At 43.8% G+C, this 20,839-nt stretch carries 21 protein-coding genes, 21 tRNA genes and 1 rRNA gene; 34 read left to right on the forward strand and 9 right to left on the reverse strand.

The window, feature by feature from the left end:
• From rrf to ACZ9AO_RS20650, 22 genes are all read left to right on the forward strand, one after another.
• Positions 1-95: ribosomal RNA gene (rrf, locus tag ACZ9AO_RS20545) — 5S ribosomal RNA — on the forward strand; the annotation flags it as partial.
• Positions 96-106: 11 nt separating this feature from the next.
• A tRNA-Val gene (locus ACZ9AO_RS20550) sits at positions 107-182 on the forward strand.
• A 10-nt stretch (positions 183-192) separates the two neighbouring features.
• Positions 193-268: transfer RNA gene (locus tag ACZ9AO_RS20555), tRNA-Thr, on the forward strand.
• 22 nt (positions 269-290) lie between these two features.
• Positions 291-366 (forward strand) — tRNA-Lys (locus ACZ9AO_RS20560).
• A gap of 7 nt (positions 367-373) precedes the next feature.
• A tRNA-Leu gene (locus ACZ9AO_RS20565) sits at positions 374-455 on the forward strand.
• Positions 456-463: 8 nt separating this feature from the next.
• A tRNA-Gly gene (locus tag ACZ9AO_RS20570) sits at positions 464-538 on the forward strand.
• Positions 539-550: 12 nt separating this feature from the next.
• Positions 551-639 (forward strand) — tRNA-Leu (locus ACZ9AO_RS20575).
• A gap of 10 nt (positions 640-649) precedes the next feature.
• A tRNA-Arg gene (locus tag ACZ9AO_RS20580) sits at positions 650-726 on the forward strand.
• A gap of 11 nt (positions 727-737) precedes the next feature.
• Positions 738-814 (forward strand) — tRNA-Pro (locus tag ACZ9AO_RS20585).
• Positions 815-831: 17 nt separating this feature from the next.
• Positions 832-907 (forward strand) — tRNA-Ala (locus ACZ9AO_RS20590).
• 28 nt (positions 908-935) lie between these two features.
• A tRNA-Met gene (locus ACZ9AO_RS20595) sits at positions 936-1,012 on the forward strand.
• A gap of 10 nt (positions 1,013-1,022) precedes the next feature.
• Positions 1,023-1,099: transfer RNA gene (locus tag ACZ9AO_RS20600), tRNA-Ile, on the forward strand.
• Positions 1,100-1,119: 20 nt separating this feature from the next.
• Positions 1,120-1,212: transfer RNA gene (locus ACZ9AO_RS20605), tRNA-Ser, on the forward strand.
• A 103-nt stretch (positions 1,213-1,315) separates the two neighbouring features.
• Positions 1,316-1,389 (forward strand) — tRNA-Met (locus ACZ9AO_RS20610).
• Positions 1,390-1,395: 6 nt separating this feature from the next.
• Positions 1,396-1,471: transfer RNA gene (locus ACZ9AO_RS20615), tRNA-Asp, on the forward strand.
• A gap of 23 nt (positions 1,472-1,494) precedes the next feature.
• A tRNA-Phe gene (locus tag ACZ9AO_RS20620) sits at positions 1,495-1,570 on the forward strand.
• Between the two features lie 17 nt (positions 1,571-1,587).
• Positions 1,588-1,663: transfer RNA gene (locus ACZ9AO_RS20625), tRNA-His, on the forward strand.
• Between the two features lie 4 nt (positions 1,664-1,667).
• Positions 1,668-1,741 (forward strand) — tRNA-Gly (locus ACZ9AO_RS20630).
• Positions 1,742-1,746: 5 nt separating this feature from the next.
• Positions 1,747-1,823: transfer RNA gene (locus ACZ9AO_RS20635), tRNA-Ile, on the forward strand.
• Positions 1,824-1,835: 12 nt separating this feature from the next.
• Positions 1,836-1,910 (forward strand) — tRNA-Asn (locus ACZ9AO_RS20640).
• Position 1,911: 1 nt separating this feature from the next.
• Positions 1,912-2,002: transfer RNA gene (locus ACZ9AO_RS20645), tRNA-Ser, on the forward strand.
• Between the two features lie 3 nt (positions 2,003-2,005).
• Positions 2,006-2,077, forward strand: a tRNA-Glu gene (locus ACZ9AO_RS20650).
• Between the two features lie 41 nt (positions 2,078-2,118).
• Here ACZ9AO_RS20650 and ACZ9AO_RS20655 read toward each other — a convergent pair.
• Positions 2,119-2,868, reverse strand: coding sequence for a TraR/DksA C4-type zinc finger protein (locus ACZ9AO_RS20655; RefSeq protein ID WP_476110142.1), 750 nt, complete (start codon positions 2,866-2,868; stop codon positions 2,119-2,121).
• A 146-nt stretch (positions 2,869-3,014) separates the two neighbouring features.
• Positions 3,015-3,935 carry a 1,4-dihydroxy-2-naphthoate polyprenyltransferase gene (locus tag ACZ9AO_RS20660; protein ID WP_476110144.1) on the reverse strand — a complete coding sequence of 307 codons (921 nt, stop codon included), beginning with the start codon at positions 3,933-3,935 and terminating at the stop codon, positions 3,015-3,017.
• 299 nt (positions 3,936-4,234) lie between these two features.
• Between ACZ9AO_RS20660 and ACZ9AO_RS20665 the strand changes: the two genes are divergently transcribed.
• From ACZ9AO_RS20665 to ACZ9AO_RS20695, 7 genes are all read left to right on the forward strand, one after another.
• The gene (locus ACZ9AO_RS20665; RefSeq protein ID WP_251542924.1) at positions 4,235-5,644 is read left to right on the forward strand and encodes an isochorismate synthase; all 1,410 of its coding nucleotides are present in this window, start codon (positions 4,235-4,237) and stop codon (positions 5,642-5,644) included.
• Positions 5,637-7,388, forward strand: coding sequence for a 2-succinyl-5-enolpyruvyl-6-hydroxy-3-cyclohexene-1-carboxylic-acid synthase (menD, locus tag ACZ9AO_RS20670; RefSeq protein ID WP_476110146.1), 1,752 nt, complete (start codon positions 5,637-5,639; stop codon positions 7,386-7,388). The genes ACZ9AO_RS20665 and menD overlap by 8 nt, the downstream gene beginning before the upstream one ends.
• The gene (menH, locus tag ACZ9AO_RS20675) at positions 7,385-8,206 is read left to right on the forward strand and encodes a 2-succinyl-6-hydroxy-2,4-cyclohexadiene-1-carboxylate synthase (RefSeq protein ID WP_476110148.1); all 822 of its coding nucleotides are present in this window, start codon (positions 7,385-7,387) and stop codon (positions 8,204-8,206) included. Before menD ends, menH begins: the two co-directional genes overlap by 4 nt.
• A 7-nt stretch (positions 8,207-8,213) precedes the next feature.
• Positions 8,214-9,026 (forward strand): 1,4-dihydroxy-2-naphthoyl-CoA synthase, encoded by an 813-nt coding sequence (menB, locus tag ACZ9AO_RS20680; RefSeq protein WP_370029151.1) that lies wholly within the window; start codon positions 8,214-8,216, stop codon positions 9,024-9,026.
• A gap of 86 nt (positions 9,027-9,112) precedes the next feature.
• Complete coding sequence (locus ACZ9AO_RS20685; protein WP_476110150.1) at positions 9,113-10,594, forward strand: o-succinylbenzoate--CoA ligase; 1,482 nt, start codon at positions 9,113-9,115, stop codon at positions 10,592-10,594.
• Positions 10,591-11,694, forward strand: coding sequence for an o-succinylbenzoate synthase (gene menC / locus ACZ9AO_RS20690; protein ID WP_476110310.1), 1,104 nt, complete (start codon positions 10,591-10,593; stop codon positions 11,692-11,694). The genes ACZ9AO_RS20685 and menC overlap by 4 nt, the downstream gene beginning before the upstream one ends.
• Positions 11,695-12,043: 349 nt before the next feature.
• Positions 12,044-12,190 carry a hypothetical protein gene (locus ACZ9AO_RS20695; RefSeq protein ID WP_153246142.1) on the forward strand — a complete coding sequence of 49 codons (147 nt, stop codon included), beginning with the start codon at positions 12,044-12,046 and terminating at the stop codon, positions 12,188-12,190.
• 44 nt (positions 12,191-12,234) lie between these two features.
• On the opposite strand, the gene ACZ9AO_RS20700 is transcribed toward ACZ9AO_RS20695, so the two are convergent.
• Both ACZ9AO_RS20700 and ACZ9AO_RS20705 read right to left on the reverse strand, forming a co-directional pair.
• Positions 12,235-12,930 (reverse strand): response regulator, encoded by a 696-nt coding sequence (locus tag ACZ9AO_RS20700; RefSeq protein WP_251542933.1) that lies wholly within the window; start codon positions 12,928-12,930, stop codon positions 12,235-12,237.
• Complete coding sequence (locus ACZ9AO_RS20705; RefSeq protein WP_283906231.1) at positions 12,923-14,533, reverse strand: ATP-binding protein; 1,611 nt, start codon at positions 14,531-14,533, stop codon at positions 12,923-12,925. Before ACZ9AO_RS20705 ends, ACZ9AO_RS20700 begins: the two co-directional genes overlap by 8 nt.
• A gap of 140 nt (positions 14,534-14,673) precedes the next feature.
• Here ACZ9AO_RS20705 and ACZ9AO_RS20710 point away from each other — a divergent pair, with 140 nt between their 5' ends.
• The gene (locus ACZ9AO_RS20710; RefSeq protein ID WP_251542937.1) at positions 14,674-15,738 is read left to right on the forward strand and encodes a DctP family TRAP transporter solute-binding subunit; all 1,065 of its coding nucleotides are present in this window, start codon (positions 14,674-14,676) and stop codon (positions 15,736-15,738) included.
• Between the two features lie 41 nt (positions 15,739-15,779).
• Here ACZ9AO_RS20710 and ACZ9AO_RS20715 read toward each other — a convergent pair whose 3' ends face one another.
• The 3 genes from ACZ9AO_RS20715 to yidD form a co-directional block, all read right to left on the reverse strand.
• Positions 15,780-16,154, reverse strand: coding sequence for a hypothetical protein (locus ACZ9AO_RS20715; RefSeq protein ID WP_476110153.1), 375 nt, complete (start codon positions 16,152-16,154; stop codon positions 15,780-15,782).
• Positions 16,155-16,334: 180 nt separating this feature from the next.
• Positions 16,335-17,285, reverse strand: coding sequence for a metal ABC transporter solute-binding protein, Zn/Mn family (locus ACZ9AO_RS20720; RefSeq protein WP_251542941.1), 951 nt, complete (start codon positions 17,283-17,285; stop codon positions 16,335-16,337).
• Between the two features lie 122 nt (positions 17,286-17,407).
• Complete coding sequence (yidD, locus tag ACZ9AO_RS20725; RefSeq protein WP_207118056.1) at positions 17,408-17,629, reverse strand: membrane protein insertion efficiency factor YidD; 222 nt, start codon at positions 17,627-17,629, stop codon at positions 17,408-17,410.
• Between the two features lie 209 nt (positions 17,630-17,838).
• On the opposite strand from yidD, the gene ACZ9AO_RS20730 reads away from it, so the two are divergent.
• The gene (locus ACZ9AO_RS20730; protein WP_034310515.1) at positions 17,839-18,312 is read left to right on the forward strand and encodes an S-ribosylhomocysteine lyase; all 474 of its coding nucleotides are present in this window, start codon (positions 17,839-17,841) and stop codon (positions 18,310-18,312) included.
• A gap of 37 nt (positions 18,313-18,349) precedes the next feature.
• On the opposite strand, the gene ytzI is transcribed toward ACZ9AO_RS20730, so the two are convergent.
• Positions 18,350-18,505, reverse strand: coding sequence for a YtzI protein (ytzI, locus tag ACZ9AO_RS20735; protein ID WP_034310518.1), 156 nt, complete (start codon positions 18,503-18,505; stop codon positions 18,350-18,352).
• Between the two features lie 124 nt (positions 18,506-18,629).
• Here ytzI and ACZ9AO_RS20740 point away from each other — a divergent pair, with 124 nt between their 5' ends.
• Positions 18,630-19,070: a Dps family protein gene (locus ACZ9AO_RS20740; RefSeq protein ID WP_048686502.1), complete on the forward strand. Its 441-nt coding sequence runs from the start codon at positions 18,630-18,632 to the stop codon at positions 19,068-19,070.
• Positions 19,071-19,167: 97 nt separating this feature from the next.
• On the opposite strand, the gene ACZ9AO_RS20745 is transcribed toward ACZ9AO_RS20740, so the two are convergent.
• Positions 19,168-19,434, reverse strand: coding sequence for a DUF6154 family protein (locus ACZ9AO_RS20745; RefSeq protein ID WP_370020242.1), 267 nt, complete (start codon positions 19,432-19,434; stop codon positions 19,168-19,170).
• Between the two features lie 226 nt (positions 19,435-19,660).
• On the opposite strand from ACZ9AO_RS20745, the gene ACZ9AO_RS20750 reads away from it, so the two are divergent.
• Both ACZ9AO_RS20750 and ytkD read left to right on the forward strand, forming a co-directional pair.
• The gene (locus tag ACZ9AO_RS20750; RefSeq protein ID WP_053536647.1) at positions 19,661-20,011 is read left to right on the forward strand and encodes a hypothetical protein; all 351 of its coding nucleotides are present in this window, start codon (positions 19,661-19,663) and stop codon (positions 20,009-20,011) included.
• A 113-nt stretch (positions 20,012-20,124) separates the two neighbouring features.
• Complete coding sequence (gene ytkD / locus ACZ9AO_RS20755) at positions 20,125-20,595, forward strand: RNA deprotection pyrophosphohydrolase (protein ID WP_251542943.1); 471 nt, start codon at positions 20,125-20,127, stop codon at positions 20,593-20,595.
• Positions 20,596-20,839: the final 244 nt, after the last annotated feature.

The following is a 20,839-nucleotide window of genomic DNA, read 5'->3' on the forward strand; positions in this document are numbered from 1 at the left end:
GTCACACCCGTTCCCATTCCGAACACGGCAGTTAAGCTCTTCAGCGCCGATGGTAGTTGGGGGTTTCCCCCTGTGAGAGTAGGACGTCGCCAAGCAGGTTTCATATGGAGGATTAGCTCAGCTGGGAGAGCATCTGCCTTACAAGCAGAGGGTCGGCGGTTCGATCCCGTCATCCTCCACCATTTTACACCTGCCGGTGTAGCTCAACTGGTAGAGCAACTGACTTGTAATCAGTAGGTTGGGGGTTCAAGTCCTCTTGCCGGCACCATTTTTTAAGATAGTACAAGCACGAGCCATTAGCTCAGCTGGTAGAGCATCTGACTTTTAATCAGAGGGTCGAAGGTTCGAATCCTTCATGGCTCACCATTTATATGCGGGTGTGGCGGAATTGGCAGACGCACCAGACTTAGGATCTGGCGCCGCAAGGCGTGGGGGTTCAAGTCCCTTCACCCGCATCTTTCATGCGGAAGTAGTTCAGTGGTAGAATACAACCTTGCCAAGGTTGGGGTCGCGGGTTCGAATCCCGTCTTCCGCTCCACTTTTCGTATGTGCCGGGGTGGCGGAACTGGCAGACGCACAGGACTTAAAATCCTGCGGTAGGTGACTACCGTACCGGTTCGATTCCGGTCCTCGGCACCATCATAAATATGCGCCCGTAGCTCAATTGGATAGAGCATCTGACTACGAATCAGAAGGTTGTAGGTTCGACTCCCGCCGGGCGCACCATGTTTTTATTGCGGGAAGTAGCTCAGCTTGGTAGAGCACTTGGTTTGGGACCAAGGGGTCGCAGGTTCGAATCCTGTCTTCCCGACCACGTGATTTTTAATGAATGGGGCCTTAGCTCAGCTGGGAGAGCGCCTGCCTTGCACGCAGGAGGTCAGCGGTTCGATCCCGCTAGGCTCCACCATTTTTCAATCAGAAACTTATATTATATTGGCGGTGTAGCTCAGCTGGCTAGAGCGTACGGTTCATACCCGTGAGGTCGGGGGTTCGATCCCCTCCGCCGCTACCAATAAATATAAGGACCTTTAGCTCAGCTGGTTAGAGCAGACGGCTCATAACCGTCCGGTCGTAGGTTCGAGTCCTACAAGGTCCACCATATTCATTTTTTTAAGCCGTGGAGGTATACCCAAGTTCGGCTGAAGGGATCGGTCTTGAAAACCGACAGGGGAGTCAAATCCCGCGGGGGTTCGAATCCCTCTACCTCCTCCATTTTTTCTAAAAGCAGCAAGTTGTTTTAAAACAACCTTACATAAAGGATGCGGACGAAACAATATTCACGAAAGCTTGATGCTAATCGTTTCATTATTACCGTCGCGGGGTGGAGCAGTCCGGTAGCTCGTCGGGCTCATAACCCGAAGGTCGCAGGTTCAAATCCTGTCCCCGCAATTATTAGGTCCCGTGGTGTAGCGGTTAACATGCCTGCCTGTCACGCAGGAGATCGCGGGTTCGATTCCCGTCGGGACCGCCATTATTTAAATTGAATACATATGTGGCTCAGTAGCTCAGTCGGTAGAGCAAAGGACTGAAAATCCTTGTGTCGGCGGTTCGATTCCGTCCTGAGCCACCATATCTTACAAAATTACGGCGATTGTGGCGAAGTGGTTAACGCACCTGATTGTGGTTCAGGCATTCGTGGGTTCGATTCCCATCAGTCGCCCCATTTCGCGGGTGTAGTTTAGTGGTAAAACCTCAGCCTTCCAAGCTGATGATGAGGGTTCGATTCCCTTCACCCGCTCCAAATATGGGCCTATAGCTCAGCTGGTTAGAGCGCACGCCTGATAAGCGTGAGGTCGATGGTTCGAGTCCATTTAGGCCCACCATATTCATATTGTTCCGCAGTAGCTCAGTGGTAGAGCATTCGGCTGTTAACCGAACGGTCGTAGGTTCGAGTCCTACCTGCGGAGCCATGGGGAAGTACTCAAGAGGCTGAAGAGGCGCCCCTGCTAAGGGTGTAGGTCGCGCGAGCGGCGCGAGGGTTCAAATCCCTCCTTCTCCGCCAGTTGGCCCGTTGGTCAAGCGGTTAAGACACCGCCCTTTCACGGCGGTAACACGGGTTCGAATCCCGTACGGGTCATAACAAAAAAGGAAGCATACATTCATGTATGCTTCTTTTTTTCATTTATTTTCCTTGATATAACCATCTTTTTGTTTATAGGGAATGTCTCCAAGTTGGGATTCTATATTTTCTTCTTTCAGGGTATCTTCATATTCCTTTTGCTTTTTGTTCGGTATATCCACTCTCGTTTTTCCTTCGATATCATTTGCGGCAAATCCTTCATAGTCTTCAGGAAATCCATCCGTTTCATCCTCGTTTTTATAAAGATCATTGTAATTGTCATGATCGCCGGTATAATCAGATGGCGTTTCTGATGTACCGAATTTGGCCACTTCACCAAAGCTATCTTCTTTAGCCGCCATTTCGATTCCATGACGATTTTCAAAATGATCACCCTTGGATGGAATCAGTATATCCTCTTCCACTGGCCTGTCTTGTGAAAGCGTTCGTTCTGGGGCATGCTCGACACAGTAGAGGGTGCTTGGGATCGCTTCAAGCCTCTCGATGGGGATTTCCTTATTGCAGGTTTTACATTGGCCATACGATCCTTCTTCCATGGCTTTCAAAGCTTCATCTATTTTCTCCATTTCGGATTGTGCATGCTCATCGAGTGCTTGATTCCGTTCCATCTCGAATAATTCGGTCCCTAGGTCAGCAGGATGATTATCATAGGATGATAATTCACCTACGGATTCCGTCTGGCTTTTATCCAGAACGGATTGTTCATCATTTTGAATTCTATTACATAGCTCATTTTTTTCCTGAAGCAGTTCTTTTTTGAATTTTTGCGTTTGTTGTTTCGTTGCCATATCCAATTCACTCCTTCTAAAGTCCAAATCTCTTTTTATATTGGTAAGGTGGTTGTATTATCTATTACCCGAATCGGAGTATAGGAAAACAATATGGAACGGAAGATAGAAAAAAGGACTGAGCGGATGGGCTCAGTCCCCGGAGATTATATAAGATAGCTGATGAATAATCCAATGGCCATGAGTAAGCCAAAGAAGGTGTTCGTTTGGGCAGTGGCTTTCATTGCCGGCACCATCGTGATCGGCTGTGTTTTACCTACGAAGCCTTTTATTGCGGCCATGGCCTTCGGTATGCTAAGGAAGGCCAGGAGAATCCAAGCCGTAACGCTTCCGGTAAGAACGAGTCCAACAAGCCATAGATAAGAGAAAGCGAACATGATTGCCATGAATGTCAGGGCGTTTTTCCTGCCCATCACGACTGGCATCGTTTTGCGGCCATGTGCCTTATCCCCATCATGATCACGGAGGTTATTGGATAAGTTGATCAGCCCTACCAGTATCCCACTTGGAATGGCAATTAAGATGGCTATTGAAGAAACATCACCGGTTTGAATGAAAAAGGCGATCAGGATTATCAAAAAGCCCATGAACAATCCAGAAAAAAGTTCCCCGAACGGTGTATATGAAATGGGCAGGGGACCGCCTGTATAAAGATAGCCGACAAGCATGCAAACGAGGCCTACTGCAGCAAGCCACCAAGACGATGCGGCACAGATATAGATTCCAATGATCAAGGCGATGGCATACATGCCAAGGGCCAAGTTCATGATTAGTCTGGGGGTCATCCCATGACGGACGATCCCTCCACCGATGCCTACGGATTCCTCCGTATCCAGGCCTCTCTTGAAATCATAGTATTCATTGAATAAATTGGTTGCAGCTTGAATCAGGATACTTGCAATCATCATGGCAGCGAATAGTAACCAATTCACTCCATCTTCCAAAAGTGCAATCACAGTTCCAAGTAAGACTGGGACAAAAGCTGCGGTTAGTGTATGTGGACGAATTAACTCCCACCAAATCTTCCAGGTCCGTTTAAGGGGAAGTCCGTCGTATTCTGTTTGCATTATTTCTCTCCTCAAAATCATTATTGGTTCTCTCGAAATTATAACAAATATTGAAATGTTGCACAAAAGGTTATCCTAATAAATGCAGGAAAAGTGGGTAAGGGTGATAATTGAAATTCATGGGTGATGCATTTCCAAAATCAAGGGTAATTCTCTACATTCGCTAAGATTCATATAATAAGGAAAAAAGCAGGGGGGAATCGTTCGGTAAAGGGGCGTTTTATTGACATGAGGTTCAAGGGAGGTGTATCTTTAAATAGGTTAAATAGCTTTTAAAATGTACATTTGGGGGGATTTTTTTGGCTATCTCAGAGGAAACTGAACAGTTTCAGGGACTGGCTTCAGCTATACAAAAGGCGAAGGACTTGAATGATCAAGTTCTATTCAGTCATATTAAGAAGATTAAATGCAACAACCCCCTTTCATTTTATCAAGCTGGAAGAGAACGGTATGCGGGTGAACGCTTTTTCTGGGAGGACCCTGCAAAGGAAATAACCATCACCGGTTTAGGCAATGTTAAGAAACTCAAAGCGGCATCAAATGCCGAACGTTATAGAGAAGTCGAAAAGAGCTGGATCAAACTGCAGAATGATGCTGTCAAAACAGGAGTGACCGATGTAGAAGCGACAGGTCCTTTACTGTTTGGGGGCTTTTCTTTTGATTATGAAAATGACAGTACGCTCCTTTGGAATCAGTTCGGGGACAACCTGTTTTATATACCTGCCTTCATGCTTTCAATAGTGGGGAAACAAGCTTACTTAACGACAAACTTACTTTGTTCGCCTGATGATTCAGAAAAACTCTTCATAGATATGATAAATGAACGGGAAGCTTTCCTCTTCGAAAGCTTGGATGGCAATGGATTGGGTGCAAATTCCCTTGTTATGCAGAGGGAGGTCGAACCTGAGGAATGGAAGAGGACGGTCGCAGAGGCTGTTCAGGAAATCAAGACGACAGATCTCGACAAGATTGTTTTGGCAAGGGAGCTTCGACTTGGTTTTGAACGTTCCATCGATTCAGGGAAAGTGCTTGAACAATTGATTGCTGAGCAGCCATTGAGTTATATTTTCAGTTTGGAGGCTGGTGGTGACTGTTTTGTCGGTGCCACTCCCGAACGTTTGATTAAGAAACAGGGAAATGAAGTTTTTTCTACCTGCCTTGCCGGATCGATGCGGCGAGGGAAAGATGAGCAAGAAGATGTTTGTCTTGGTGAAGAATTGCTTCATGACCAAAAGAATTTACAAGAGCATCAATATGTCGTGTCAATGATATCCAATGCTTTTGATTCTGTATGCGAAAAGGTGATGGTCCCGGCCGGACCCACACTTATGAAAAACCGTCATATCCAGCATTTGTACACACCGGTTCGCGGTATATCCAAGGAAGGTGTCACGATTTTTGAATTCGTCGAGAACCTCCACCCCACACCTGCCATGGGAGGACTTCCAAAAGAAAAGGCTGTTGTCAGAATTCGGGAATTGGAAGGTCTGGAACGCGGGTTTTATGCGGGTCCTTTAGGCTGGGTGGATACGTATGGGAACGGGGAATTCGCTGTAGGGATACGTTCTGCCCTGATACAGAACAATGAGGCATCGCTCTTTGCCGGATGCGGAGTAGTGGAAGAATCGACACCCGAAAGTGAATTCCGGGAAACGGGGATTAAATTCAATCCGATGTTAAGTGCTTTAGGAGGAAATCTTAATGAATGACCGAGATGCATTGACAGCGTATGCTGCTTCATTCGTCGATGAGCTGGCACAAAATGAGGTGAAGCATGTGGTGGTGAGCCCAGGTTCACGATCCACGCCCCTGGCTTTGCTGCTAGTGGAACATCCTGATATCGAAATTCATATTAATGTGGATGAGCGTTCGGCTGCTTTTTTTGCCCTTGGTTTGGCTAAGGCCTTAAAAGAACCTGTCGGACTTCTTTGTACGTCCGGTACAGCCGCTGCAAACTATTATCCAGCCGTCATCGAGGCTTTCTATTCAAGAGTGCCGCTTATTGTACTTACCGCTGACCGTCCGCATGAATTGCGTGATGTTGGAGCCCCGCAGGCGATCGATCAAATACACCTCTACGGGAGACATGTAAAATGGTTTGTCGAAATGGCACTTCCTGAAAGCACGGATGGGATGATGCGGTATGCGAGAACGGTCGGTGCAAGGGCAGTGGCTACAGCGGCAGCTGAACCGGCAGGGCCTGTACATTTGAATTTCCCGCTTCGAGAACCATTGATTCCGGACCTGGACCAAGCAAAGGAGTACCGGCAAAATAAATGGAAGCCTGCAGTGTTGATTGACAGTGGAGAACGGTCATTGTCCGCATCACAATTAGAAGCGGTTGCAACTACATTGTCAAAAGCTAAGCAAGGTATCATTGTATGTGGCGAATTACCGCATCCAGAGATGAAGGAAGCCATTGTCGCATTAGCCAAAAAACTTGCTTTTCCGGTACTGGCTGATCCCCTTTCACAGTTAAGGAGCGGAAGTCATGATAAAGCCGTCATCATTGATGCGTACGATACGTTTCTGCGCGATGAAACGGCAAAAGCGGCGTTCAGGCCGGAAGTGATCTTGCGATTCGGGGCAATGCCTGTTTCTAAACCGTTATTGTTATTCATGAAAAAACAAAAACAGGCGATTACTTTGGTCGTCGATGGCGGAGCAGGCTGGCGCGAACCAGCCGGTTTGGCAACGAATATGATTTACAGCGAAGAGAAAGATTTTTGTCTGCGAATAGCTGAAGGTATTACTTCTTCCCCTGATGATGAATGGCTTCGCTTATGGCAAACCGTCAACGGAGCGACGAAGGATGCCTTAGCCTCCGTCAGGGATGAAGCGGAGTTAGGCGAAGGTAAGCTGTTCGCCTTGCTTGCTGATATGATGCCATTGGAGTCGACGTTATTTGTCGGGAATAGTATGCCTATACGTGATTTGGATACTTTCTTTTTGAATAATGAAAAAGGAATCCAAACCATTGCCAATCGCGGGGCGAATGGCATCGATGGTGTCGTTTCCACTGCACTTGGCGTGAGCACGGTATCGAAAAATACAGTGCTGGCAATCGGGGATTTAAGCTTTTTCCATGATATGAATGGCTTGCTTGCAGCAAAACTTCAAAAACAAAATATCACGATTTTGCTGGTTAATAATGATGGCGGCGGCATTTTTTCCTTCTTGCCACAGGCGAATGAGAGAGAACATTTCGAAACGCTATTCGGCACGCCTCATGGGCTTGATTTTTCACATACTGCCCAGCTTTATGGCGGTAAATACAACAAGGTGCAAAATTGGGATGAGTTCGAGAAGGTATTTACAGAGTCGTTCGAAATTCAAGGTCTGAAAATCATCGAAGTACCGACAGAAAGAGAGTCCAATCTACAAAAGCATCGAAATTTGTGGAGCTTTGTTTCCCAGGAAATAAAAATGGTGTTAGACAGGGAAATATCATGAATATTGTCAGCAAGGATGTCAATTATGCTGTTGAAATAACGGGAAATGGGGATCCTCTTGTACTATTGCATGGATTTACGGGAAATCGGGATACATGGAAATTTCTCATCCCGCTACTGAGTGACAGGTATACGCTGATCATGGTCGACATCATCGGACATGGCATGTCTGCGTCACCAGCCGATCATCGAAGGTATGAGCTGGAAAATGTGGCTAAGGATATCAAGTATATTTTGGATGTGTTACATTTCCCGAAAGCCCATATCCTTGGATACTCGATGGGCGGAAGGCTCGGATTGGGATTTGCCTGTTTGTATCCTGAATATGTTGATACATTGATACTGGAGAGTGCTTCACCAGGTCTTTTAACAGAAGAGGAACGGGAAATCCGAAGGGGAAATGATCGGAAGCTTGCCGAACGGATTCTTGCAAATGGCATGGAAGCGTTTGTGGATCAATGGGAAAACATCCCCCTGTTTGAAAGCCAAAAACGGTTGTCGGCCAAAACCAGATCGGCCATTCGGGAGCAGCGGCTGGCAAATGACCCTGCCGGCCTTTCCAATAGCCTTCTAGGCATGGGGACCGGCAGCCAGGCTTCTTACTGGGAACAACTGCAAAACCTTGATTTCCCGGTGCTCCTTGTAACCGGTGAACTTGACCATAAGTTTTGTCGAATAGCGGACTCGATGAAAAAAAAGCTGAAGCGCGCCGAATGGAAAATAATAAATGATGCGGGACATGCGATTCATGTGGAAGTTGGAGAAAAGTTTGGTAAAATAATAAGTGAGTTTTTAAAGCGAAATAGAAGGAGGAATTAAGGTGACGATTCAATGGGAAACAATACGTGAATATGATGAGATTTTGTATGAAAAATATAACGGGATTGCGAAAGTGTCCATCAATCGACCGCATGTACATAATGCATTCACGCCAAAAACGACTGCTGAAATGATTGATGCATTCGCAAGGGCGCGTGATGATTCCAGCATTGGTGTCATTATTTTAACAGGTGTAGGCGGCAAAGCATTCTGTTCAGGCGGAGACCAAAAAGTACGCGGAAATGGCGGATATGTGGGTGAAGATAACATTCCGCGTCTAAATGTTCTTGATTTGCAACGTTTGATCCGCGTCATTCCAAAACCAGTCGTAGCCATGGTGGCAGGATATGCAATTGGCGGAGGTAATGTCTTGAACGTGGTATGTGACTTGACGATTGCTGCTGACAATGCAATTTTCGGACAAACTGGACCAAATGTAGGAAGCTTTGATGCTGGTTATGGTTCTGGCTACCTTGCACGTATCGTGGGTCATAAAAAGGCGCGTGAAATCTGGTACCTATGCCGTCAATACAATGCACAGGAAGCATTGGATATGGGATTGGTCAACACGGTCGTGCCTTTAGACCAATTAGAAGCGGAAACGGTTAAATGGTGTGAAGAAATGCTTGAGAAGAGCCCGACTGCACTTCGTTTCTTGAAAGCGGCAATGAACGCTGATACGGATGGCCTTGCAGGTCTTCAGCAATTGGCTGGTGACGCTACACTTTTATACTATACAACAGAAGAAGCAAAAGAAGGCCGCGATGCATTCAAAGAAAAACGCACTCCGGACTTTGGGCAATTCCCTCGTTTCCCTTAATGAAACGCGTGAATCGATGAGACTGACAGCTTGGCGAAAAATCGCCGGGCTGTTTTCTATATCAAAAAGGAAGAGGGGAAGCAGCAATGGCAGAAGAAAAGTTGCCGAACTGGCTGAAAAATCGGGCGCATCTTTCACCGGATCGCCCGGCAATTGAGTTTGAAGGTCATACGTATAGCTTTCTTGAACTGTATACTTTATCGGAGAAGATGGCTGGAAGGCTTTCAAGCATTGGTCTGGGCGCTGGCGATTCATGCGCGGTTTTGCTCCGTAACCATATTGATGGTGTTGTCGTTATCCATGCACTATTTCATCTCGGTGTGAAGATTGTGATGCTGAATAATAAGCTAACGGCAAAAGAGCTGTCCTGGCAGATCGAGGACAGCAAAACTGCCTATCTGGTTTCGGAAGGGTCCTTCTCTGGCAAACTAGCTGATATTGGTGAGATACTCCCAGATTTGAAGCTTCACTTAATGGAAGAATTGCCGGATGAAGGCACAGCAGGGATACTTCAAGAGTTTTACCTTGAGGATACCGCTACGATCATGTATACATCTGGTACGACAGGAAATCCAAAAGGGGTCATCCAAACATTCAGCAACCATTGGTGGAGTGCCGTTGGGTCTGTTCTGAACCTTGGATTGCATGAAGAGGATTCTTGGTATTGTGCGGTTCCGATCTTTCATATTAGCGGTTTATCCATCTTGATGAAAAATGTGATTTATGGCATGAAAGTCGTTTTGGCGGAACGTTTCGATGAACGGGAAGCAAACCGGAGCATCCAGGAAAATGGCGTGACGATCATTTCGGTCGTGACCGCGATGCTGAATAGGATGGTGCAGGATATGAAGGAAACAAGCTATCCAAAAACCTTCCGCTGTTTCCTGTTGGGCGGCGGCCCTGCACCCGTCCATTTGCTTGAGGTATGTAAGGAGAAAGGGATTCCCGTCTATCAAACATATGGGATGACCGAAACGTCTTCACAGATTGTGACGCTGGCACCGGAATATAGCATGGCAAAAATCGGCTCTGCGGGAAAGCCTTTGTTTCCTTCGCAGTTACGGATTGAGAAAGACGGCACGATGTGTGAACCGGGTGCAGTGGGGGAAATCGTGGTTTCAGGTCCGAATGTGACGAAAGGCTATTTTAATCGGATGGATGCTACACAGCAGGCCATTACCGATGGATGGCTTTATACTGGGGACCTTGGTTATCTCGATAAGGAAGGTTTTTTATATGTGCTTGACCGACGCTCGGATTTAATCATTTCCGGCGGTGAAAATGTCTACCCGGCCGAGATTGAAAATGTCCTTAGTACGCACCCCGATGTGTTCGAAGCGGGAGTGACGGGGACAGAAGATGAAAAATGGGGACAGATCCCGCTTGCTTTTGTTGTCCTGCATCAAGGTGCAGAGCTAGGTGAGAGCGAACTGCTCGAATATTGCAAGGAGTATTTGGCATCCTATAAGATTCCCCGGAACGTGATATTTTGTAAGGAGCTTCCCCGGAACGGAGCAAGCAAGCTTCTTAGACGGGAACTGAAGAAGGAGATGGGGGAATGGCAATGATGTTATCCTCCATTTCCCTAAAGCTCATTAAGGCCCCCTTAAAGCGGCCATTCAAGACGCATCTCGGAACGGTAAGCGACCGGGAAGTGATAATTGTCGAAGCCATGGATGAAGACGGATTGATTGGATACGGGGAAGCTGTGCCTTTTACAAGTCCTTGGTATACCGAGGAAACGACCAAAACATGCTTGCATATGTTGGATGACTTCTTAATCCCGCTGACATTGGTCAGTCAGATCAGGCATCCTGATGAACTGCCGAACTTATGGAGCGGAATCAGGCGGAATGCAATGGCGAAGTCGGCTTTAGAGCAGGCAATCCTCGATTTGTATGCGAAGCAGAAAGGAGTCTACCTTGGACGGCTGTTTGGCGGCGAGCGAAGTGAAGTGGCCGCTGGCGTAGTCATTGCATCGAATGATATAGAAGATGCAATGCGCCAGATCGAGGATTTTTCCGGATCCGGTTATCAGCGATATAAAATAAAAATAAATCCTCAAAATGATCTGGAGTTTTTAGCGGAAATACGTCGGGCTTATCCCGATATCCCGCTAATGGCAGATGCCAATTCAGCGTACACTCTTGATGACATCCCGCATCTGCAGAAGCTTGATGACTTTAAGCTGATGATGATTGAGCAGCCTCTGGGGCATGACGACATTGTGGAACATTCATTTTTGCAGAAACAGCTGCAGACACCCATTTGCCTTGATGAAAGCATAAATTCATTTCATGATGCCAAAAGTGCACTATCGCTCCAGAGCTGTGGGGTCATCAACATTAAGATGGCTAAAGTCGGCGGCTGGATGGAAGCGGTAAGAATCCATGATCTATGCCTGGGAAATGATGTGCCCGTTTGGTGCGGCGGTATGATTGAATTTGGCATTTCACGTGCACATAATATTGCACTTGCCACATTAAAGGGGTTCACGATTCCCGGGGATATTTCATCTTCATCCCGTTATTGGGATGGAGATATAATCGATCCTGAAGTCATCGTCGAAAATGGCATGATCCAAGTTCCCGATAAAGCTGGAATCGGTTTTGCCATCAATGAAAAGCGGCTAAAGGAATTGACTACATATAGTAAACTGTACAAGTGAAACATCAAAGGAGGTGCACGGCCCACCTCTTTTGATCAAATATAGTTCTATCTCCTTTTACTCCCACGATCTATGTAACTTACCCAATTAGTACTTTATTGGACGGAAACCCCACCCTTTTGGAACATGATTTTAATAGGATACTAACAGTCGGCGGAAAGTGTACGGCTGACTGAAATCAACCTGAACATTTTTTATTTGTCTGCAGATTTTTTGGAAAAACCATTTAAATGGCCCGATAAACCATAATTTTTTCGTAAAATGGGGTTTTGTCTATTTTTCCTTTATTGGATTATTTTGTATAATGAATGAAAAGAAGGGCACCAAAGGGAAAAGGAGGGGAGAGTGTATGAAAAAACCGTACCTTATTGCGGAAATTCTACTAAGAAGGGGCATGCCTGACTATGTCATAAAAGAAGTGACGGCATTGAAGGAGTGCGAGCTGTTTCTTTTGAAGAGAAAGTGGGGCCTATATGACCGGAAGACAGGTGCGTAAAGATTAAAGTAAAAAGGGAACCGTTCGAGCAGGTCCCCATGCGTTTAAGGTTTTTTTAGCCGGTACCTATTGACTGGACGGCCTATGCTGCCATATTGTACGTCAAGCTGAAGGACTTCTTCGCCATGCAAGTATTCAAGATAGCGCCTAGCTGTAACTCTGGCGATTCCAATCCCATCAGCCACTTCTTCTGCAGATAGTGACCCAGGCTGAGTCTTTATGAACTTCGTCACTTGCTCAAGAGTCGCGCCATTCAATCCTTTCGGAACATCATATTTCGGACTCGCTTCAGAATGTGTCTTATTTTGAAAGAGGATTCGGTCGAGCTGATTTTGGGAAATTTGATGATCAGGTTCAACCTCCATCCGAAAAGCATAGTATTGTTCCAGCGTATGTTTTAGCCTATCGAATTTAAATGGCTTGATTAAATAGTCAAAAGCCCCGTTCTGTATCATTTTTCGAATCGTTTTCTGATCATTTGCCGCTGAAATGATGATGACATCCACGTCAAGTTGCTCTTTTCTAATTTGATAAAGTGTATCAACCCCGTTTAAAGATGGCATGAAGATATCCAAAATGACAAGGTCGGGTTTAGACTGCCTGATTTTTTCCAGACCTTCAAGCCCATTTGAAGCTGTATCAACGACTTTAAAGGCAGGCAGGCGCTCGATGAACTGTTTGTTGACCTCTTGGACCATTGGGTCATCTTCAATTAATAGTACACGAATTTCATTAGTCATTTTGGTTCTCCTCTATATCATGCATCGGAAAAGAAAGAAAAAAGCTTGTTCCCTCATTAGGGCGTGTCGTGAATTTCATTTCGCCGTTCGCTTTTTTTACAATTTGGTCTATTAGATAAAGACCAATTCCTGATCCTTCTGCACCTTTTGTTGTAAAACCATACTCGAATATATCTTTATGAATGTCCTCGGGAATGCCGGGTCCATTATCCTCAAGCACGATTTGACAATGACGTTCATCCTGGTAGATGGATAGATAAACCTGTTTTGTTTCCTCTGAACAATGCTTTAGAGCTGCGAATGAGTTTTCAATCAGGTTTCCGATTATCAAAACAAAATCGTGATGATCCAAACCAGCGGGGAAACGGTCCAATTTTGTGTGTTTGTCCATGATGAGCTCGATCCCGAGTTCCCGTCCCAAGGAGATCTTACTTAATATCAGCCCCACTAAATTATCATCGTGAATGTGCTTCGTCAAAAACCTGGTCAATTCCTCTTGTTCTTCCGTGATCTGAAAAATGTAATGCAGCGCTTCGTCAAGATTACCTAGCTGGATCAATCCTGCTATCGTATGAAGTTTGTTCATATGTTCATGGTTTTGAACGCGCAGGGCTTCCACGAATGCTTTGACACTAGTCAACTCTTCAGCTAGCTTCGTCACATCGGTGCGATCCTGGAAAATGGCCACGGCACCGATCGTTTTATCCGCAATCTTTATCGGTACCCGGTTGCTTACAATATTCCTGTTTTGAACGGAGATTTCCTGATTGAAGATGGGAGATGTCCGATCAAGCACTTCCGGGAGACGGGTATCATGTATGATATCATTGATATTCTTGCCTATGACCGCACCTTCGATCTTGAATATCTGCTTAGCCTTTTCATTGAAAATCGTGATGGCCTGATTATTATCTATGGCGATGACCCCTTCATGCATGGCATTGAAAGCGGCTGTCCTTTCAACCAACATCCGTGAAATTTCATGGGGTTCCAGTTGGAAGGTTTCTTTTTTTATCCTTTTTGCCATGAGCCAAGAGCCGCAAACACCGAATAGAAGGGTAAGGACCAGGATAATCGCGATTTCGCCTTTCAGGTCCTTTATTAATTCCGGTATCGTAGGCAAGATATTCCCGACCAGCACGACGCCGATTTGCTCTCTATCTCCATCGAGGATCGGGACAAAGGCGCGGATTGAAATGCCAAGTTCGCCAGCAGCCTTTGAAAGGTATTCGTGTTCAGCGAACGCAGCGCTTTCATCACTGCTGCTAGACGGGGTCCCCAATTGACTGAACACCGGGTGGGAATAGCGTATATGCTGATTGTTGAGTACAACTATATAATCCGCTTGATGGATTTTCCTTAAGTTTTCAATAATCGGATTAAGCTGCGTCCATCCTTCAGGCTCACGGACCAATTTCTGTACTTCAGGGAGTTCGGCAATGGTATGGGCTGTGATCATGGATCGTTTGCCGATTTCATCTTCCCTGACCGAAACGATATTTCCGAATATAAAAATCCCGCCTATTAGTATCGAAAAAGCGACGATTACGAATGATAGCAGGGTGATTTTAATTTGAATGGGCATATGAAAGGATTTATCCATTGGTTTTCCTCCATTACTTCTATACTTAATAGTAACAGAATTTCTATCACTTTTCGCTATTTTTCGCGCAGTGTATTACGACAGTAAAAAGCTGTGATAGAATAGTGATAATGTGAAGTGAGCGGTGAGGAGTTGTCGGTATGCGTGCATTATGGGGGTATTTCTTATTAATTGGCTTGGGGCTGTTGATAGCCGTGTATATATCGTTTCAATCGTTCTTTACAAGCTTCGGTTTCAATTTGCCGAAGGATGAGGAGCAGGTCGGGATGAAGGGTCAAATCGTGATTAAGTTCAGTCATGTCGTTGCCGAAAATACACCTAAAGGGCTAGCTGCGAACCGATTTGCCCAACTTGTCGATGAATATACAGACCATCGTGTCAAAATAGAAGTTTATCCTAATCAGTCATTATATAGTGATCAGGAAGAAATTGAGGCATTACAAGAAAACAAGGTGCAGATGATTGCACCGACTGCATCTAAAATTACGAGCTTATCAAAGAAATGGATGCTATTGGACCTCCCTTACGTCTTTCCAACGGACGCTGCCTTGCAGGAAGCGTTGAATGGGGAAGTGGGGGAAGAGCTGCTTAAGCAGCTGAATATAATCGATATCGAAGGACTCGCATTTTGGTCGAATAACTATAAACAGATTACAAGCAGTAAACCGATACGGCATCCAAGTGATTTTGCAGGAAAGCATTTCAGAATCATGCCAAGTGCAGTCCTGGAAAGCCAATTCAAGCATTTTGGTGCCACAACTTCTGTCCTGGAGTTTAATGAAACGTTCAAAAGCCTTGAGATCAACGAAACGGACAGCCAGGAAAATACGATTTCGAATATCTATTCCAAGAAATTATATGAAGTGCAAAAATATTTAACGATCAGTGATCATGGCTATTTAGGGTATGTAGTCATGATAAACGAGCAGTTTTGGAACAAACTCCCGTTGGATATTCAGCAGCAAATCCAACGGGCGATGGATGATACAACGAAATGGCTATGGATCAAATCAAATGAATTGAATCAGGAACAGCTAAGGGAAATCCAGCAAAAATCGAATATCGACATCTATACACTGTCAGATGAAGAAAAGAAAGAATGGATGGATGAGATGACCGTCATCTATCCGGAATTCGAATCCACGATTGGAACCGAATTGATGACGAAAATGGAAAAGATCCGTGAGAAGTACTTAAAGGAATAACTAACGTAAGGGAATCCCATTGAAAGGGGTTCCCTTCTTCTTTATCGTTCCCGATAGAATGACTCTTCTGGATTTTGTAAAAAATCAATCATCTCTTCATAATCATATGTTTTTAAAACTAAACCATTTTCATCAAACACGATGAATGCAGGTTCTTTCTTTAAATCAAGTTTTGGATATTGCTCATTCAATGACTTGTAAGATGCTTCATTTGTAATTGGGCCCACATTGGTTATATTACTCTCTTTTAGTAAATCAAATGTAATTTCTTTACCAACTGTATGGAGCGAATACGTATGACCCTCACTAGGCAAAAGATTCGAATGAATTCTAGCGTAATCATCTTTTTCATCCGTGCAAGCAACTAGCATCGATAGGAGTAGAAACGTTAAACTTCCATTTATGATCTTTTTCATATTTTCCCCTCTCTAAGCTTACATTTAATTATTCCATAAATTGTAATGATTAAAGCTTATCATAGTTGCTCTAGAACAGGAGGCTATCATGCTTTGTCAGGAACCGAAACTCAACTCAAATAAGCTGAAAAAAGAGGTACAAAAAAGAAGCGAATCCAAAGGGAGCCGCTTCTTTCTCGTCTATTGCAAGGCAGTTTGCAGTGTCTTTACGTTTTTTTCCATTAAACTGAAGTAATCTTCGCCGGCTTCGATATCTTTATCCGTCAACACGGAAAGGTTATGGAGCTCAAGTGATTTCGCTCCCATTTCCTTTTGAATGATTTCGGTAAGTTTAGAACTGATATTCTGCTCAAAGATGACGTAGTTCAAGTCTTCTTTTTCAGCCATGGTTACGATTTTCCCCAGTTCCTTTTGAGAAGGTTCGTTTGAAGATGTTAGTCCTGTGACGCCAATTTGTTCCAATCCGTAGCGTTCCTCCCAATAACCATATGCAGAGTGGGAAACGATGATCTTATTGGTACGGCCCGACTCGATCGTCGTCGCGAATTTTTCATCAAGTGCCTCAAGCTTTTCGGAAAGCTCATTGAAATGGCTGTTGAAGTATTCTTCCTGTTCCGGCATTTTTTTCGTTAATTCGTCCTTGATGGTTTTAGCCATGTCAATGGAATAGACGGGATCTAACCACAAATGCGGATTAACGCCCCCATGGTCATGACCGTCTTCTTCATGTGCATGTTCTTCTTCATGTTCATGCTCCTCTTCTTCAAGATGAACCGTTTCGCCCACCGCAATTGTGCTGACGCCTTCTTTGCTTAGAATTGGTTCAGCCTTGGTAACAAAGCCTTCAAGATTATAGCCAATATAGAAAAACAGGTCTGATTCAGCCATTTTCACAATATCTTTTTGAGAGGGTTCGAATGAGTGTTCATCCGTTCCTGGAGGATAAACCGTCTCGACATTCACGTACTCCCCGCCAATGGCCTCAGTGAAGTATTTTAAAGGGTAAACTGTCGTATATATATCCAAGGCATCCTTGGTTTCCTTTTTACTCGATTCTTCCTTTGAGTTGCCGCAGGCTGACAGAAATACCGCAGTAACAAGTAAAAGGGAGAGCAATGCTCGAATTTTCATATGATATGCTCCTTTATAATTCGTATTGATTACGATTTGAATTTTATATGGTAAAAACGAAATGATTACGATTTGACTTCTGTATGATACAAAAGATTGCAAAGGAAAGCAAGGTTTTTTTTCTATTGGTCCTCACTTTTTTCTTTTTTTTCGGGAACAAGGTCAATGCCCCCTGGATGAAACGGATGACATTTAAGAATCCGGATGAGTGCTAACCAGCTTCCTTTTATAGGTCCGAAACGATTGACCGCTTCCAAACCATAATGGGAACAAGTTGGATAAAAACGGCAGGTGGGCGGTTTTAATGGAGAGATGGCAACTTGGTAAAAACGGATGATTCCCATTACTATTTTTTTCAACACGATGCTTTCAGCTCTTTTCGAGTAAATTGACTACCCTCAATTATAGCATATTTTCTAAATTTCCAAAAAGGGTAAAAAAGGAATGAGCCTATTGGTAATCCGATTGATATAATGAGAATTAATTTTAAAGGATGAAATATATTGTTATTCAAGGTAAAATAGAGATGACATACAATTAAGGAGTGAATTAAATGCCTTCAGTTGAAAGCTTTGAATTAGATCATAACGCTGTTAAAGCCCCATATGTTAGACATTGCGGTGTCCATAAGGTAGGAACAGACGGTGTTGTTAATAAATTTGATATCCGTTTTTGCCAGCCGAATAAACAAGCGATGAAGCCGGACACGATCCATACCCTGGAACATTTGCTTGCATTCAATATCCGTAAGCATTCCGAGCGCTTCGATCACTTTGATATTATCGATATTTCGCCAATGGGATGTCAAACAGGATATTACCTTGTGGTCAGCGGCGAGCCGACTGTGACGGAAATCATCGATGTTCTTGAAGATACATTCAAGGATGCTGTTACAATTACCGAAATTCCTGCTGCAAACGAAAAACAATGCGGCCAAGCAAAATTGCATGATCTTGAAGGAGCTAAGAAATTAATGAATTTCTGGCTTGCACAAGATAAAGAAGATCTTCATAAAGTTTTCGGTTAATAAAAAAGTTCCTGTCCATTTGTGACAGGAACTTTTTTCATTTTTCGGGTTCTTCTTTTTTTCCCTCATCCTCTGGTAAAGGTTTGACCGGATCCACTGTATGCTTGTAGCTGTAACCTTTTCCGATTGTTAAGACCGATAGTGCCAATACAATCAGAATCACAATAATGGAGATAACTAAAACCGTAATCATACTTTACAGCTCCTAACGTTCACAATTTAGATTCATTTTAGCATAAGAACCGAGTCAGATAATGTTTCAATTTTCGAATAGAGGGAATTATAAAGGTATAACCCACTTACGGAGGTAGATATTTATGGCTCAGAAAAAATTAGGAACTTTAGTGAATAAGGAAATTGCAAACTTCAGTGTTCTTTATACGAAAATTCATAATTACCATTGGTTCGTGAATGGACCGCACTTCTTTGAACTGCACCAAAAATTGGAAGAGTTATATAAAGAAGTGACATCCAACTATGACGAATTGGCTGAAAGACTATTGGCCATTGGTGAAAAGCCGGTTGCTACCCTTAAAGAGTACATGGAATTAACGACGATCGAAGAAGCGACAGGTAATGAAAATACAGAAGATATGGTCCAAAGCGTCATCAGTGATTTTGAAAAGCTTTCCGAAGAGTTCCTGGAAATCATCGAAGTTGCCGAACAAGAAGATCCGGTTACGGCCGATATGCTGACAGGCATGAAGAAAAGCTTAAACAAACATGCTTGGATGCTGCGTGCGTATTTAGGACATTAAGATTTAGGAAAAGCCCTGCTTCGTTAGGGCTTTTTTTTTTGGTTAAACCTATAAAAAAGGCATCCATCAAAAGAGGGACACCTGACATGGTATGTATTTAATGAATATTCCTAGGCGGAAAATGTGTAGGTTTCGTGTCGCTCATACTATTTTGAGCAAACTTCCCTTTTAACGTTTCAATAATGTAAAGGCCCATTAAATTGGTTAGTTCCTGATCATCCATCTCTTGAAGCAATTCGAAAATTTCCTTGCGGTCAAGCTGTTCCAGAACCGCAAACGTAAGCATATCAATATCTTCTTCATCACCAGTCATCTTATCACGGTACATATTGTATAATTCTTCAATTAACTTCAAAACTTTCACCTCACATTTATTAGAAATCCGTTATCTCTTTATATGTAGGTTATCAAAAAAACCTCTGGGTGCATATAAAAATCTTAAGGGATGCTTGGGCTTATTATATGTTTTACCCTTTGAAAGATACTTTAATCTATTATTTAACATCTTTGTTCTTCTGTAAACAAAATTTTCCATTGTATGAAGTGGGGAAATACGTGAAAAATAAGCGTAGGATATATGGAAAGGGTGGATGAATGTGTCTGAAAACAGGAAAAAATATTACATTTGGCTTCCGAATGGGCAGATAACACAAGATAGGGAAAGTTCTCCATGGAACTTCGAAATCGAGGCGACAGATAATGAAATCATCAAATTACGTGAATTATTTGATTATAATTATTCAATAGGGGAAGAAAATTTTTACCGGGCACATGTCCCATACCTTCAATATCATTTTGACCGTGAAAATGATAAGCAGGATATCACTCTCCAAAAAATTTACGAAATGATTTACGCCCTGGGTACTGAAGAAGGAAGACGGCATATTGAAAGCATGGGAATACTACAGGCAAAACCAACAGACGATGGCCTCGAATATTGAGGGTCCATCGTTTTTTTGATGTAATGCAGATTCCCGCTGGATAGTGATTTTTTTTACCCATATAATGAAACAAGGGGCATAGCACCATTTCTTATACGGAGAGAAGGGGAAAAATGAAACGATTTCTTGATAAGAACGGATATAAGGTCGAATTCTCCGAGAATCCTGTCTTTGGAGAGCCTTGGCATGTTTTTGTGCTAAGCCGATATAAGGGCAGGTGGGTATTGACCAAACACAGAGAAAGGGGATTCGAGTTCCCTGGCGGTAAACGGGAAGCAGGGGAATCCATTGAAGAAACGGCCATACGGGAAGTGTATGAAGAAACAGGAGGCTTGGTGGGCCAGCTGCAATTTTTGGGACAATATAAAGTGCATGATCCAGTGAAGCCATTCGTTAAATCAATATACTATGCCGAATTGCGTGAAATAGAGAAGAAACAAAATTACCTGGAAACGGAAGGCCCGGTCTTTATGGAATCATTACCGGATGTACTCGGTGAGGAGTTTAGCTTCATCATGAAAGATGAGATTGTACCGCTGAGCATATCGAGACTGGATGATGGCATTTTGCAAAGAAACGAGTGAATGGCAGGAACTCACGAGTAAACCGGCGGAATTCACGAGTAAATGTCCGAAACTCACGAGTAAACAGCCGAAACTCACGAGTAAACAGCCGGAATTCACGAGTAAATCGATGAAACTCACGAGTAAAGGTCCGATTCACGGGTAAATCATCAAAATTTACGAGTAAACTCACGAGTAAACTGCAGGAACGTAACTAAATTCATGTTTTAACTCAGCATGAGTGAAAAACTGCCGAGGGTTATCG

The organism is Peribacillus sp. TE19612 (assembly GCF_056279465.1).

Bases quoted from the DNA above. Each gene is read 5' to 3' on its own strand.
- ACZ9AO_RS20655 (WP_476110142.1), bottom strand. From the start codon at position 2,868: ATGGCAACGAAACAACAAACGCAAAAATTCAAAAAAGAACTGCTTCAG.
- ACZ9AO_RS20660 (WP_476110144.1), bottom strand. From the start codon at position 3,935: ATGCAAACAGAATACGACGGACTTCCCCTTAAACGGACCTGGAAGATT.
- menD (WP_476110146.1), top strand. From the start codon at position 5,637: ATGAATGACCGAGATGCATTGACAGCGTATGCTGCTTCATTCGTCGAT.
- menH (WP_476110148.1), top strand. From the start codon at position 7,385: ATGAATATTGTCAGCAAGGATGTCAATTATGCTGTTGAAATAACGGGA.
- ACZ9AO_RS20685 (WP_476110150.1), top strand. From the start codon at position 9,113: ATGGCAGAAGAAAAGTTGCCGAACTGGCTGAAAAATCGGGCGCATCTT.
- menC (WP_476110310.1), top strand. From the start codon at position 10,591: ATGATGTTATCCTCCATTTCCCTAAAGCTCATTAAGGCCCCCTTAAAG.
- ACZ9AO_RS20695 (WP_153246142.1), top strand. From the start codon at position 12,044: ATGAAAAAACCGTACCTTATTGCGGAAATTCTACTAAGAAGGGGCATG.
- ACZ9AO_RS20700 (WP_251542933.1), bottom strand. From the start codon at position 12,930: ATGACTAATGAAATTCGTGTACTATTAATTGAAGATGACCCAATGGTC.
- ACZ9AO_RS20705 (WP_283906231.1), bottom strand. From the start codon at position 14,533: ATGGATAAATCCTTTCATATGCCCATTCAAATTAAAATCACCCTGCTA.
- ACZ9AO_RS20710 (WP_251542937.1), top strand. From the start codon at position 14,674: ATGCGTGCATTATGGGGGTATTTCTTATTAATTGGCTTGGGGCTGTTG.
- ACZ9AO_RS20715 (WP_476110153.1), bottom strand. From the start codon at position 16,154: ATGAAAAAGATCATAAATGGAAGTTTAACGTTTCTACTCCTATCGATG.
- ACZ9AO_RS20720 (WP_251542941.1), bottom strand. From the start codon at position 17,285: ATGAAAATTCGAGCATTGCTCTCCCTTTTACTTGTTACTGCGGTATTT.
- yidD (WP_207118056.1), bottom strand. From the start codon at position 17,629: ATGGGAATCATCCGTTTTTACCAAGTTGCCATCTCTCCATTAAAACCG.
- ACZ9AO_RS20730 (WP_034310515.1), top strand. From the start codon at position 17,839: ATGCCTTCAGTTGAAAGCTTTGAATTAGATCATAACGCTGTTAAAGCC.
- ytzI (WP_034310518.1), bottom strand. From the start codon at position 18,505: ATGATTACGGTTTTAGTTATCTCCATTATTGTGATTCTGATTGTATTG.
- ACZ9AO_RS20740 (WP_048686502.1), top strand. From the start codon at position 18,630: ATGGCTCAGAAAAAATTAGGAACTTTAGTGAATAAGGAAATTGCAAAC.
- ACZ9AO_RS20750 (WP_053536647.1), top strand. From the start codon at position 19,661: ATGAATGTGTCTGAAAACAGGAAAAAATATTACATTTGGCTTCCGAAT.
- ytkD (WP_251542943.1), top strand. From the start codon at position 20,125: ATGAAACGATTTCTTGATAAGAACGGATATAAGGTCGAATTCTCCGAG.